The sequence below is a fragment of the Photorhabdus sp. RM323S genome, assembly GCF_042879375.1.
In the GTDB taxonomy this organism is placed as follows: Bacteria; Pseudomonadota; Gammaproteobacteria; order Enterobacterales; family Enterobacteriaceae; genus Photorhabdus; species Photorhabdus tasmaniensis.
Map to the genome: position 1 here is coordinate 1 of NZ_JBHFKZ010000078.1, position 13,094 is coordinate 13,094.

Genomic DNA, 13,094 nt, shown 5'->3' on the forward strand with positions numbered 1-13,094 from the left:
TGACTTTAAAATTTTCATAATATTCAATAAATTGTCTCTGTTTTTCTGCCTCAAATTTATGAGGGACACCACAAGGTTTTTTATAAGAAAAACCCTGACGGTGTAGCTATTTATTCATGCCTGGAATGCTAAAGGTCATATTCCAGAGCTGAGTAACATAGGCCACGATTTCATGGGTGTGATGGAAAAGATTTTGAGATAAGTGGTTGATTAAAAGGTCAGTTTGCTCTCGAGAAAGTAAACTATCAGACCCCCCATTATCAGATTTAAGTTTCCCCTGATTGAGGTAATCACTGATATGGCGGTCAACGGTGGTCTGATGGAGTCGCAATGCCTGGGCTATCATCACAGAACTCCAGCCTTCAGAAGCCAGAAGGATAGCTTTTATTCTGTCTCGTACTTGACCATCACGAGTGGTGTCGTGAAGACGTTCAAGTTTGATTTTTTGTTCTGATGTAATAAATATTTTCATAGCGAGGATAATGATCTCCATTTCAGATAAAATCAAGCATCTTCAATGATTACGGGTATAGATCAAATTTATTTGGTTTGTAAAAAACTGATGGATCGCGATTAGCTGCACCAATCATACAAAATACTAGAGCACCTTTAGGGATATCAATACCAGAAATAGTGACGTTTTCACCCGCTTCTCTTGGAGTTAGTTGTACGGGTGACGTCAGACGCAAAGTTTCTTCAAATGCATCTCGAATTAGACTGCGATCTTTAACCACTGCATCAAGCATATTCGGATTAGATATTAAGTGATTAAGCATCATTGCTAATATCTTATCGGCAGGTTCTGTGGCAGCTAATAGAATATTTAAACATAATGCTGTAATTTCACTTGTAGACATCCCTGTATCTTGCCCATTATCACCACAAAGTATCGATATAAAGTCCCCACAGGGATTACACCGTCTTTGATCTATTATAGGATTTAGTAAGCGAATCAATTTCTGGCTACATTCAAGACTGTGTATTTTTTCTGATTCTGTTTGGTCAAACTGGGTAATGAAATTGGTGATACCCTTGTGCCATTCAGACATGTCACGATAGTTATCACTTGGAAGTCCAAGAATACCTAATGTAACTAATATGGTGTAATCTCGACCAAAGTCATTAACAATATCTATATTTCCTTTTGCTATATAAGGTTGTAGCAGATCTTCAGTAATCTTTCGAATCATGGGTTTGTGATAACGATTAAAATGATCTCTTGAAAGACCTTGCATCATGAGTTTTCGTTTACATGCGTGTTCTTCACCCTCCATTTGAATAAGAACTCGATCTCCCATAACAGGTTCCGCACGTTCAGTTAATGGCCGCGTATTGAAAATTGGGGATTTTAAAATAGCGTCAACATCCTCATATTTGCCGATAAAGTAGCTATTTTGGGATTGGTCAAAATACACTAAATCTTGTCGATGCAAGGTATCGTAAAAATCGTAAGGGTTTTTTATAAATTTGGGAGCGTGAATGTTGAAAGAACTTAGTTTAGCCATTATTTTGCTTCCTTTCTAATGATATTGACGACTAAGAATCTATTGATTTTAAACACTGCTGCTATCTCATCAAACTAATTGAGTGACAATTCCGTAACTTTGTTTATCTCCTACTTGTATAGGATAACTACCATTAAATAACCCTTTTCCGATTGGCCAAGGGCGGTGATAGAGCAATGTAGAGTGTTTTACTCCAAGTAATCGAGGGGGATTGAGATAAAAGGGAATTTCAGCGAAAATATATGGCAACGCTTTATATACATTGTAGGTCAATTTGATCAAAGTATTGTCCAATACCTTTTAGTCTCCCTTTTATGGCTTGAAAAGACATATCAAGGCAGCTTTTTTTAAAAGGTTTTGATTCATTGAAAGCGTTTTCAACTTGTGTTTTAAGAGATTGGTAATCATGGTTTAGTGCAAAGTCGCTAAATTGAATGATTCTGATTTGCTTACTTTTTAGTGTTGCTATAGAAATAATATCGTCAAGGCGACGTACATGACGTTTAATTTCACGTTGCGTTTTCTTGATAGCTTTATCATCCTCAGTTCCACTAGCAACTAAAAGGCGTGAAGCTTCACGTTCACAAGGTAACAATATGTCGACTTGTCGGAAATAATGACGTGACCACTGAATAAGGTCTACAACATAGTCCTTTGAAAAACGCGAGTTAAAGGGGCTTATCCCTACTAGCGCATGATCACCTCTCTGAATAATTTGGTTACAACGAGGGGTTTCACCTTGAACAGTAAATGATGCTGAATTCTTGTATAACAACGCTGAATGGGCTGATAATATTTCCATTTCTTGCTTACCATTGATCCCTGTAGAAAGATTATATCCACGCTAATAATAGCTAAATAATAAAATAACGCCTACTAACTATCAATGATGTTTAATATATTTGTTCTTATCTTTATTGCATTAATTTTATGATAAATAAGGTTTAATTTATTCATCTAAGAAATATATGGTATCCACTGAATTACTTGTTTGAAAAAACATAATAATAGTGTATGAATGTCATCTTCTATAAACGTGAAATTAAGTGATATAGGTAATACAGCTTTTACTCGAGATTGATAAATTAAAAATAAACGGTAATAGAGTATTTTCGAAGTGTGAATATCGGAACCCTACAGGAAGTCACAAAGACAGAACGTTCTTACATATTGTTAATACTCTTGAGAAGGAAGGTAAAATACAGCAAGGCATGACACTAATTGACTGTTCGACAGGAAATGGCGGGGCAGCATTAATGCTATTAATGCCACTTCATGTCTCTTTATTACTATTGTTAATACCCATCTTTGTGATCTGTTTTCAATATCTTGATTCGCGTATCGCTTTTTCTGTTGAAAGTCTGATTGTAGTTCTGGTTATCGTTGATTTATTAACCATTCTTGGTATTAGGAAGATAAAAAAGAAAAAGGGTATTAATGGGGTATAAAAAGAAAAAAGTCGCTAATGAGATACTGGCAATTTGGAGTACATTTGTTTGTAGATACACTATTTAATGATTTAATGAAACCAGAGGATATAAAATTAAATAAATGGGTAACCTATTTGTGTATTGAATTATGTTATTAGCATCACACTTATTCCATTCACTTTTCCGGTGTCGGTTTTATTCAGCACACAGCGTTTTATGCCGTTTATCATCTTTTCTATCGGAATATTCGTTTATTAATTAATCGTATGGTCATAAATATCGCATATTGATTAACAGTTATTCATACTGCAACCATTGCCTTTTCATGGTCTTTTTGTCTATAAAATGTGCGCATTGTCATGTTTTTGTGCTAACAATGTTAATAATTGGTTTCTTTTGTGTTTTTCTGTTGTTTATGACATCTGTTGAGATCTTATTGACGCCGGGGACAACAGTTGTTTAATTGTAAGCCGAAAAATAATAAACCAAGCCCAAACAGCGTAGTTCCTGACAGAAAATTCAGGTTCTGGCTGTACACAACAACATCACAAATGGAGTGCAAGAGAATGACAACTTCCTCTAAAAAGACAGGGTTATTGAAGCTAGGGATCAGCTTAATTGCATTGGCCGTCACTGCCAGCGTTCAGGCAAAAACATTGGTTTACTGCTCTGAAGGCTCACCAGAAGGATTTAACCCACAACTGTTCACGGCTGGTACAACTTATGATGCCAGTTCAAGACCACTGTATAACCGTTTGGTTGATTTCAAAACAGGTAAAACGGAAATTATCCCGAGTCTGGCTGAAAAATGGGATATTAGTGATGACGGTAAAGTTTACATTTTTCATCTGCGCAAAGGCGTTAAGTGGCACGATAACAAAGAGTTCAAACCAAGCCGAGAATTCAATGCTGATGATGTGATCTATACTTTCATGCGGCAAAAAGATACCAACCACCCATACAACAAGGTGTCAGGCGGCAGCTATGAGTATTTTATTGGCATGGGTATGAGTGAGATAATCAATAAGGTTGAAAAAGTAGATGATTATACTGTCCGGATTGAACTGAGCCGCCCGGAAGCGCCATTCCTGGCTGACTTAGGAATGGATTTTGCCTCTATTCTGTCAGCCGAATATGCAGATAAGATGATGAAAGCCGGTACGCCGGAGAAAGTCGATTTGAATCCAATTGGTACAGGCCCGTTCCAGTTGCTGCAATATCAGAAAGATTCTCGCATTCTGTATAAAGCCTTCAAAGAGTACTGGGGAGATAAAGCCAAAGTTGACCGGCTAGTTTTCTCTATTACTCCTGATGCGTCCGTTCGTTATGCAAAATTACAGAAAAATGAATGTCAGATCATGTCATATCCAAATCCAGCGGATATTGCCCGCATGAAGAAGGATAAAGATATCGTCTTGATGGAACAGCCAGGTCTGAATGTCGGTTATGTTTCTTTCAACGTCACCAAGAAGCCATTGGATAACGTCAAAGTTCGTCAAGCGCTGGCAATGGCTGTCAATAAAGACGCTATCATTGATGCGGTTTATCAGGGGGCTGGTCAGAAAGCCAAAAACCTGATCCCACCAACCATGTGGAGTTACGACAATGATCTTAAAGATTACTCGTACTCTCCGGAAAAAGCGAAGCAGTTACTGAAGGAAGCGGGGATGAGCGATGGTTTTACTATCGACCTGTGGGCAATGCCAGTACAACGACCGTATAACCCGAATGCCCGCCGTATGGCTGAAATGGTTCAAGCTGACTGGGCAAAAATTGGTGTTAAGGCCAAAATTGTCAGCTATGAATGGGGTGAATACCTAAAGCGGGCTAAAGATGGTGAGCATCAGATTGTGATGATGGGTTGGACCGGTGACAATGGTGATCCGGATAACTTCTTCGCAACTTTGTTTAGTTGTGCGGCCAAAGAACGAGGCTCTAACTACTCTAAATGGTGTTACAAGCCATTTGAAGATGTCATTCAGCCAGCACGAATCGCTTCTGAGTATGCTAAACGCGTTGAGCTTTATAAACAGGCTCAGGCTGTGATGCACGAACAGGTTCCGGCGCTGATTATCGCTCACTCCACAGTTTATGAACCGGTTCGTAAAGAGGTCAAAGGTTATGTCGTTGATCCTCTGGGCAGGCATATTTTTAGCGACGTATCTCTTGAATAATCATGTTTTTACTCGGTTGTGATATGCCATCTTCCTGATTTTTTAACGGAGATGGCGACTTCTCCCCGGCTATCAGTCATCGCCGGGGAAAGGCTGACAAACAAGTAGGGGCAAGATGTTCATTGAGTTGTGAGCCGAAGGGGGAAAGTCCTCCCCCTTATCAAGCCAAACGGCCTGAGAGCTGTAACCGGCATTTAAAAAAAGAGAGTTCGGGATATGTTGCAGTTCATACTCCGACGTCTGGGATTAGTGATCCCAACGTTTATTGGCATTACTTTGCTGACTTTTGCTTTTGTCCATATGATCCCCGGAGACCCGGTGACCATTATGGCTGGGGAACGTGGAATATCGGCTGAACGCTACGCTCAGTTAATGGCTGAAATGGGGCTGGATAAGCCACTCTGGCAGCAATATTTTCATTATGTAGGCAATGTATTACAAGGAGATCTCGGCATTTCGATGAAAAGCCGTATCTCGGTGTGGGAAGAATTTGTTCCCCGTTTCCAGGCAACTCTTGAACTGGGGATATGCGCCATGCTGTTTGCTATTGCGGTTGGTATTCCGGTTGGTGTACTGGCGGCGGTAAAGCGTGGATCGGTTTTTGATCATACTGCGATAGGTCTTTCCCTGACCGGATACTCCATGCCGATATTCTGGTGGGGGATCATGTTGATCATGCTGGTTTCTGTCCAGTTGGATCTGACACCGGTATCCGGGAGGATAAGTGACAGTATTTTCCTTGATGACAGTTATCCACTGACGGGCTTTATGCTGATCGACACCCTATTCTGGGGTGAAGAAGGTGATTTCAAAGATGCCGTAATGCATATGATCTTGCCTGCCATTGTCCTGGGGACAATTCCACTGGCGGTGATTGTCCGTATGACCCGCTCTTCTATGTTGGAAGTATTGGGTGAAGATTATATCCGCACCGCCCGTGCCAAAGGCTTGAGCCGCATCCGTGTGATTGTGGTTCATGCACTGCGCAATGCGTTGCTGCCGGTTGTGACTGTTATCGGCTTGCAGGTGGGTATCATGCTGGCGGGGGCCATTCTGACTGAAACCATTTTCTCCTGGCCGGGGCTTGGACGCTGGCTGATCGATGCCCTTCAACGCCGGGATTATCCGGTGGTTCAGGGAGGGGTGTTGCTGGTGGCGATCATGATTATCTTGGTTAATTTAGTGGTTGATGTGCTGTACGGCGTGGTTAACCCGCGTATCCGTCATAAGAAATAGGGAGCGCATTATGTCTCAAGTGACTGAGCCTGCAAACAGTGCGCCTAAGATTATGACGCCGATGCAGGAGTTCTGGTATTACTTTAAGCGCAATAAGGGGGCGGTTGCTGGCTTGGTTTATATTGTGCTGATGTTGTTGATTGCTTTGTTAGCAGGGGTACTCGCGCCGCATGGTGCGGCGGAGCAGTTCCGTGGTTCCTTGTTGACTCCGCCGGTATGGCAGGAAGGGGGAAGCTGGCAGTTTATTCTTGGTACTGATGATGTCGGTCGTGATTTACTTTCGCGTCTGATGTATGGCGCCCGGCTTTCACTGCTGGTGGGATGTCTGGTTGTGGTGTTATCCCTATTAATGGGAGTTGTACTGGGGGTGCTGGCAGGTTATTTCGGTGGCATCGTGGATATTATCATCATGCGTATCGTTGATATTATGCTGGCATTGCCAAGCCTGCTGTTAGCGTTGGTGCTGGTGGCGATATTTGGGCCGTCAATTGTCAATGCTTCTCTGGCTTTGACCTTTGTGGCTCTGCCCCATTACATCCGTTTAACCCGTGCGGCGGTGCTGGTAGAAGTTAATCGCGATTATGTCACGGCTTCACAAGTGGCTGGGGCGGGTTCCCTGCGCCAGATGTTTATCAATATCCTGCCTAACTGCCTGGCACCGTTGATTGTGCAGGCTTCTTTAGGTTTTTCCAATGCCATTCTCGATATGGCTGCTTTGGGTTTTCTGGGGATGGGGGCGCAGCCACCTACGCCGGAATGGGGAACCATGCTGTCTGATGTATTGCAGTTTGCACAAAGTGCTTGGTGGGTAGTGACTTTCCCTGGGTTGGCAATTCTGCTGACAGTGTTGGCGTTTAACCTGATGGGTGACGGTTTGCGTGATGCACTTGATCCTAAACTCAAGCAGTAGCGAGGTAGCGAAATGGCATTGTTAAATGTAGAAAAATTATCGGTTCACTTCGGTGAAGAAGATGCGCCATTCCGTGCTGTTGACCGCATCAGCTACCGTGTTGAACAGGGTCAGGTTGTCGGGATTGTCGGAGAATCCGGTTCCGGTAAGTCAGTCAGTTCATTGGCCGTCATGGGATTGATTGATTATCCGGGCCGGGTGATGGCAGACAAACTGGAATTTAACCAGCGTGATCTGACCAAAATCTCGGAGAAAGAACGCCGCCAACTGGTTGGTGCAGAAATGGCAATGATCTTCCAGGACCCGATGACCAGCCTGAATCCCTGTTATACCGTTGGCTATCAGATTATGGAGGCGCTGAAAGTGCATCAGGGTGGCAACCGTCGCACCCGCCGCCAACGGGCGATCGATCTGCTGACATTGGTTGGCATTCCCGATCCCGCGTCGCGTCTGGATATTTATCCGCACCAATTATCCGGTGGTATGAGCCAACGGGTGATGATCGCAATGGCAATTGCTTGCCGGCCAAAATTGCTTATTGCTGATGAACCGACAACGGCTTTGGATGTCACCATTCAAGCGCAGGTTATTGAACTGTTGCTGGAGTTGCAACAACGGGAAAATATGGCGTTGGTCTTAATCACTCATGACTTGGCATTAGTCGCGGAAGCTGCTCATCATATTATCGTGATGTATGCCGGGCAGGTTGTGGAATCTGGTAAAGCATCAGAAATCTTCTGTGCGCCACGTCATCCGTATACTCAGACACTGCTCAGGGCATTACCTGAATTTGCCACGGATAAATCCCGTCTTGCCTCTTTACCGGGTGTTGTGCCGGGGAAATATGACCGGCCTATTGGTTGCCTGATGCATCCGCGTTGCCCATATGCGAATGACCATTGCCGCCAGATGGAGCCGGAATTACGAACGGTAGGGGAACGTCAGGTGAAATGCCATACACCGCTGGATGATGCGGGGAGGCCGACAATATGAGTGAACATATTTATCAGGCGCGGGAAACATCAACGGCACCGTTATTAAAAGCGACAGAGCTGAAAAAATATTACCCGATCAAAGGGGGATTATTTTCACCTGCCCGTACTGTAAAAGCGCTGGATGGTATCTCGTTTGAACTGGAGAAAGGCAAAACGCTGGCAGTGGTTGGTGAGTCGGGGTGTGGTAAATCCACATTGGGGCGATTGCTGACAATGATAGAAAAGCCAACTGACGGTGAACTTTATTATCAGGGACAGGATCTGCTGGTGCCAAATAAAGACGCTGAAAAGTTGCGTCGCCAGAAAATCCAGATTGTATTCCAGAATCCTTATGGTTCGCTGAACCCGCGTAAGAAAGTTGGGCAAATCCTGGAGGAACCTTTGCTGATCAATACCAAACTGAATGCGCATGAGCGTAAAGAGAAAGTATTGCAGATGATGGCGAAAGTCGGGTTGAAAACTGAACACTACAACCGTTACCCGCATATGTTCTCTGGTGGTCAGCGCCAGCGAATCGCGATTGCCCGTGGTTTGATGTTGGACCCGGATGTGTTAATTGCGGATGAGCCGGTTTCTGCGCTGGATGTCTCGGTGCGGGCACAAGTGTTGAACCTGATGATGGATTTGCAGCAGGATTTGGGATTGTCTTATGTGTTTATTTCCCATGACTTGTCTGTGGTTGAGCATATCGCGGATGAAGTGATGGTGATGTACCTTGGCCGCTGTGTGGAAAAAGGCAATAAGGAGATGATTTTCAGTAATCCACGTCATCCGTATACACAGGCGCTGTTATCAGCAACGCCAAGACTAAATCCTGAATTACGTCGTGAACGGATAAAATTGACAGGTGAATTGCCAAGCCCGATGAATCCACCACCCGGTTGTGCGTTTGCGGCTCGTTGTCGTCGGGCATTTAGCGCCTGTACGCAGTTTCAGCCAAAATTGAATCAATATGGTGAGCAACTGATTGCCTGTTTTGCCGTTGATCAGGATGAAAATGTTGCGGTGGAGTAATTGCTTGGTAATCATGAGATAAAACATTTTTGGTGATAATGGGTTAGCCATTATCACCATTTAAATATTTACTTTTGTCTTTAGCCGTCACAGATAGCCATTAAAGGTAATTATTTCAGAAAAATAACGACTTGGGTAAGTGAAACAGGATCGTTAGCGATAAAATCAAGTATACTCAATTCCATTGATCACATGTTATAACTGCGATATCTCACAGGCATTGGTTTGAGTGAAAATGAAATTGCGCGTCAAACGTTCGTTAACCATTAAACAGATGGCCGCAGTGACCGGCGTCACGCTGGTGACCATTGCTATTTTTATTACTATTCAATTGTGTCATCTTATACAGCAACGTAAAGATGATTATATCAGTCAGCTTAATAATGCGGCAGTTCAGGTACAGGCACCTTTAACCGAAGCGTTGCTCAGTTCCGATCTCAGTAAAGCAAAAGAGTTACTGATAGGGCTACGTACTGCGGGTATTTTAGGGCGGGCAGATGTGGTGTTACCGGAGGATATCCGGGTGATACGATTAAGCTTTGCCACCCATCGTCCAATTCCCGAATTGGCTGAACGTATTTTTGGGATCCCTGTGGAAGTGAGTATTCCTCTCCATGCTTATGGTTCAGCGCCAATAGACGCTAAACCGCTGGGGCATTTGATTTTACAGGTAGATTCTAATCGGGTATATCGTTTTGCTATTAATGCGTTGGCACTGATGTTGACGACGTATTTATTGTTAGCGCTTATTCTGACTGTGTCGATAAGCTGGTGTATTAACCGGATTATTGTGCACCCATTGCGTAACGTTGCACGGGATCTTAATAACGATCAACCACCAGAGCCAATGACTTGCCCGAAAGGCCACCAGGATGATGAACTGGGTCTGTTGATCAAGGGATATAATCGTCAATTTGATAAACATAAACCTCCGTCATCATGAAACCATCCGGGGCGGTTTGAGGTCTAACCCTCAGTTATAATTCTGACAGGATTTCACCTGCTAAAACTCAGGTTTTTGCTTTTTCTACCGTTGTTATTGGTCGAAGGGAACATATTCTGTCATCACTGGTTAAACCGCCGAAGGCTAAAACCAAGGATAGACATCTATAGGGGTTCACATGCAGGGTACGAAAATTCGTTATTTTATTGGTGGGATAATGCTGGCCGTTGCAGGCCAGGCGCAGGCAGAAGCTTTGCAACCTGACCCTGCCTGGAAACAAGGCAAATTGGAAAACGGTTTTAACTGGCAAATCTTGCAGACGCCGCAGCGTCCTAACGACAGAATACAGTTGCGCCTTGTAGTGAAAACAGGTTCGCTGGCGGAGAAAACGCAACAGGCGGGTTATACCTGGTTGATTCCGAAAGTCGCGTTATTCAGCAGCAAAAGTTTGTCTTCCTCCAAACTGGAACAACTTTGGAACAGTGCTATCGATCCTAAATACCCGCTGCCTCCCGCGATTGTTTCATATGATTTCACACTTTATAGCCTGAGTTTGCCGCATAATCGTCCTGAACTGTTAAAAAGTGCGTTGAGTTGGCTGGCTGACGCGGCGGGCAAAACGGTATTTACGCCAGAGACACTACAACATGCCATGAAAATGGCGGGTACATCGGTAGCGACCTATCCTCCAGATATACAGGATCCGGTGTGGCGCAGACGTTTGCAAGGTTCAACGCTGTTGGGACATGATCCGGCACAGGCCACCGTTCAACCTGTTGATTTGGATAAACTTAAGCAATTTTACCGGCAGTGGTATACCCCTGACATGATGACGTTGTATGTCGCGGGCCATGTGGATAGTCGTATTTTACTGGAAAATATCAACCAGGTGTTTTCATCATTGAAAGGTAAGCGCCATACTCCGGCAACTATCGCGGCGTTGTTACCGATGAAACCGGATACGATAGGGATGATCAGTGATAAAAATAAAGAAGATACCTTATCCTTAATTTGGGATCTCAACTGGCAGCCGATGAATGATTCACATGTGTTGAGCCGCTATTGGATCAGTGATATTACCCGTGAGGCACTTTATCGTTACCTGCAACTTGGGCTGGAGAGAAGAAATGATAAGGCGCTGAAACTGGGGCTGGATTGCAAAGTTCAGTATCAGCGTGCGAGTTGTGCTCTGAATCTCAACACGACGGCAGGTAATTTAAAACCCGCGATGGAATATCTGGCTGCTGAATTGGTAACACTACGTGATAAAGGATTGCCTAAGGCACAGTTTGATGAGCTGTATGCGCAGAAACAATCCCAACTCAGCCAGTTGTTTGCCATGTATGCCCATACCAGCACGGATATTCTGATTAATCAGCGTCTTTTGTCCCAACAAAGCAATGTGGTGGATATTGCTCCTGAGCAGTATCAACGCCTGAGACAAGCATTTTTAGCTTCCCTGACACCTGAAATGCTAAATCATGAACTGAAACAGATCCTCTCGCAAGAAGTCGCGTTTGTTCTGATTCAGCCGAAAGGGGAAGCAGAAGTGGATGTAAACCAGTTAAGAAATGGTTTTAATCAGATAATGTTGCCTGCACCACATAAGATTGATGCTCCGGCGCAGGCACAGCAGCCGGTATCTAAGCCAGAAGAAAAGGCTTCTTAGGGCAGCAAAAAGGGCGGGAATATCGCTCTTCAGACTGTTGACAAACCCGGTTATTTTCAATGGGTTTGTCAACGGTCTGAGTTGATTAGAAATCAACTTCAAGAATCTGTTAACTCTCATCTAATGTAGGAGTACCCGACGATCTGAAAAATGCTATTTACACGGGAATTCTTCATCTAAAGCCCTTATTGATAACACGGCAAGATGCATATTCTGACTAATTTCTTCTTTATGCTGAATAGAGTAATTATCTACATACTCTCCATATGTTGTTCCTTTCATAAAAAATCTTAGCTTAATCACCGGTTGTTTGCCACACTGTCTATTACTATTTCAGATATTCCTTTAGTCATATAGTATTCATCTGTCAGTTCACCATTTATAAATAGTGAGCTAGTTCTGATGCCAGAAAAAATAAAACCTGATGACAAATAAAGCTTTATTGCCAATGTGTTTTTTATTGCAACGGTTAATTCAAGTCTACTAACTCCATTTTTCCGTGACCAATCTTGCGCTTTGTCGAGTAGGGTTCTTGCTATGCCTTTATTTCTATATTCTTTTTTTACTCCAAGAACAATAGAACCCAGATGCCTGTTCCTATTGAATACCCCTCTAGATATAACAATAAATCCAACAATGTTTTTACTATCTTCGCATATTAACATTTGCCTGTCTTTTCCAAATCCTTTTATTATATCCGCCTGTTCTTCAACACTTGTTTTTCTTTCTTCCGGCTCAAGCAACATAAATTCCGATGTGTTATCCAAATCATTAAAAAAAACAATGAGATTGTTTGCGTCTTCTACGTTAACTTCTCTAAAAATAAAGATTTCTTTTTCCATAGCGAGTACCATATTAATGAAATTATCGTATACAGTATAAATGAGATTTCAAAAGAGTAGATCACTGGAGGGAACTCAGTCCGATTTTGACGATCTGATCAATCGTCACAAATCACCAAACGGACTGCGTTATGTCTATCATCGCATCGATACTCCGAAATGAACGACGTGACACGGAACTACTGTTGTCAATTTATGTGGCAATGGCTTCAACATGTAAAGGTATTCATGGAAGCAGTATCATGACAACAGCAAAAATCGGGAAGGGTCAAAATGGGTGTATCACTATTATGAAAACCTATTTAACCTGTTATCGGAAGTCGTTTTTTTACTCGATAGATTTAATGGGTATAAAGTTTTAACCGTTGTTTTTATC

At 43.0% G+C, this 13,094-nt stretch carries 11 protein-coding genes and 2 pseudogenes; 8 read left to right on the forward strand and 5 right to left on the reverse strand.

Annotated elements, in window-relative coordinates; all coding sequences use genetic code 11:
* The 4 genes and pseudogenes from ACGF7G_RS20755 to ACGF7G_RS20770 form a co-directional block, all read right to left on the reverse strand.
* A pseudogene (locus tag ACGF7G_RS20755) lies at positions 1 to 472 on the reverse strand (transposase); the annotation flags it as partial.
* A 49-nt stretch (positions 473 to 521) separates the two neighbouring features.
* Entirely contained in the window at positions 522 to 1,505 is a 984-nt protein-coding gene (locus tag ACGF7G_RS20760; RefSeq protein WP_387468060.1) for a cytochrome P450, read from the reverse strand.
* 69 nt (positions 1,506 to 1,574) lie between these two features.
* Positions 1,575 to 1,799: a tRNA-dependent cyclodipeptide synthase gene (locus ACGF7G_RS20765; RefSeq protein WP_387468062.1), complete on the reverse strand. Its 225-nt coding sequence runs from the start codon at positions 1,797 to 1,799 to the stop codon at positions 1,575 to 1,577.
* Positions 1,759 to 2,307 (reverse strand): tRNA-dependent cyclodipeptide synthase, encoded by a 549-nt coding sequence (locus ACGF7G_RS20770; RefSeq protein WP_387468064.1) that lies wholly within the window; start codon positions 2,305 to 2,307, stop codon positions 1,759 to 1,761. The genes ACGF7G_RS20765 and ACGF7G_RS20770 overlap by 41 nt, the downstream gene beginning before the upstream one ends.
* A 234-nt stretch (positions 2,308 to 2,541) precedes the next feature.
* Here ACGF7G_RS20770 and ACGF7G_RS20775 point away from each other — a divergent pair.
* From ACGF7G_RS20775 to ACGF7G_RS20810, 8 genes and pseudogenes are all read left to right on the forward strand, one after another.
* A pseudogene (locus tag ACGF7G_RS20775) lies at positions 2,542 to 2,761 on the forward strand (pyridoxal-phosphate dependent enzyme); the annotation flags it as partial.
* A gap of 740 nt (positions 2,762 to 3,501) precedes the next feature.
* Entirely contained in the window at positions 3,502 to 5,109 is a 1,608-nt protein-coding gene (gene dppA, locus ACGF7G_RS20780) for a dipeptide ABC transporter periplasmic-binding protein DppA (RefSeq protein WP_387468066.1), read from the forward strand.
* A 216-nt stretch (positions 5,110 to 5,325) separates the two neighbouring features.
* Complete coding sequence (gene dppB / locus ACGF7G_RS20785; protein ID WP_387468067.1) at positions 5,326 to 6,345, forward strand: dipeptide ABC transporter permease DppB; 1,020 nt, start codon at positions 5,326 to 5,328, stop codon at positions 6,343 to 6,345.
* A 10-nt stretch (positions 6,346 to 6,355) separates the two neighbouring features.
* The gene (dppC, locus tag ACGF7G_RS20790; RefSeq protein WP_133814421.1) at positions 6,356 to 7,255 is read left to right on the forward strand and encodes a dipeptide ABC transporter permease DppC; all 900 of its coding nucleotides are present in this window, start codon (positions 6,356 to 6,358) and stop codon (positions 7,253 to 7,255) included.
* 12 nt (positions 7,256 to 7,267) lie between these two features.
* A complete protein-coding gene (dppD, locus tag ACGF7G_RS20795; RefSeq protein ID WP_133814420.1) occupies positions 7,268 to 8,248 on the forward strand; it encodes a dipeptide ABC transporter ATP-binding protein in 981 nt (326 codons plus the stop codon).
* The gene (dppF, locus tag ACGF7G_RS20800; RefSeq protein WP_387468069.1) at positions 8,245 to 9,264 is read left to right on the forward strand and encodes a dipeptide ABC transporter ATP-binding subunit DppF; all 1,020 of its coding nucleotides are present in this window, start codon (positions 8,245 to 8,247) and stop codon (positions 9,262 to 9,264) included. Before dppD ends, dppF begins: the two co-directional genes overlap by 4 nt.
* 235 nt (positions 9,265 to 9,499) lie before the next feature.
* The gene (locus ACGF7G_RS20805) at positions 9,500 to 10,207 is read left to right on the forward strand and encodes a HAMP domain-containing protein (RefSeq protein WP_387468071.1); all 708 of its coding nucleotides are present in this window, start codon (positions 9,500 to 9,502) and stop codon (positions 10,205 to 10,207) included.
* A gap of 178 nt (positions 10,208 to 10,385) precedes the next feature.
* Positions 10,386 to 11,876, forward strand: a complete 1,491-nt coding sequence (locus ACGF7G_RS20810) for an insulinase family protein (RefSeq protein WP_387468073.1) — start codon at positions 10,386 to 10,388, stop codon at positions 11,874 to 11,876.
* A gap of 299 nt (positions 11,877 to 12,175) precedes the next feature.
* On the opposite strand, the gene ACGF7G_RS20815 is transcribed toward ACGF7G_RS20810, so the two are convergent.
* On the reverse strand, positions 12,176 to 12,718 hold the full coding sequence (locus ACGF7G_RS20815; protein WP_387468075.1) for a GNAT family N-acetyltransferase: 543 nt from the start codon (positions 12,716 to 12,718) through the stop codon (positions 12,176 to 12,178).
* Between the last annotated feature and the right edge of the window lie 376 nt (positions 12,719 to 13,094).

Bases quoted from the DNA above. Each gene is read 5' to 3' on its own strand.
- ACGF7G_RS20760 (WP_387468060.1), bottom strand. From the start codon at position 1,505: ATGGCTAAACTAAGTTCTTTCAACATTCACGCTCCCAAATTTATAAAA.
- ACGF7G_RS20770 (WP_387468064.1), bottom strand. From the start codon at position 2,307: ATGGAAATATTATCAGCCCATTCAGCGTTGTTATACAAGAATTCAGCA.
- ACGF7G_RS20815 (WP_387468075.1), bottom strand. From the start codon at position 12,718: ATGGAAAAAGAAATCTTTATTTTTAGAGAAGTTAACGTAGAAGACGCA.
- dppA (WP_387468066.1), top strand. From the start codon at position 3,502: ATGACAACTTCCTCTAAAAAGACAGGGTTATTGAAGCTAGGGATCAGC.
- dppB (WP_387468067.1), top strand. From the start codon at position 5,326: ATGTTGCAGTTCATACTCCGACGTCTGGGATTAGTGATCCCAACGTTT.
- dppD (WP_133814420.1), top strand. From the start codon at position 7,268: ATGGCATTGTTAAATGTAGAAAAATTATCGGTTCACTTCGGTGAAGAA.
- ACGF7G_RS20810 (WP_387468073.1), top strand. From the start codon at position 10,386: ATGCAGGGTACGAAAATTCGTTATTTTATTGGTGGGATAATGCTGGCC.
- ACGF7G_RS20805 (WP_387468071.1), top strand. From the start codon at position 9,500: ATGAAATTGCGCGTCAAACGTTCGTTAACCATTAAACAGATGGCCGCA.
- dppC (WP_133814421.1), top strand. From the start codon at position 6,356: ATGTCTCAAGTGACTGAGCCTGCAAACAGTGCGCCTAAGATTATGACG.
- dppF (WP_387468069.1), top strand. From the start codon at position 8,245: ATGAGTGAACATATTTATCAGGCGCGGGAAACATCAACGGCACCGTTA.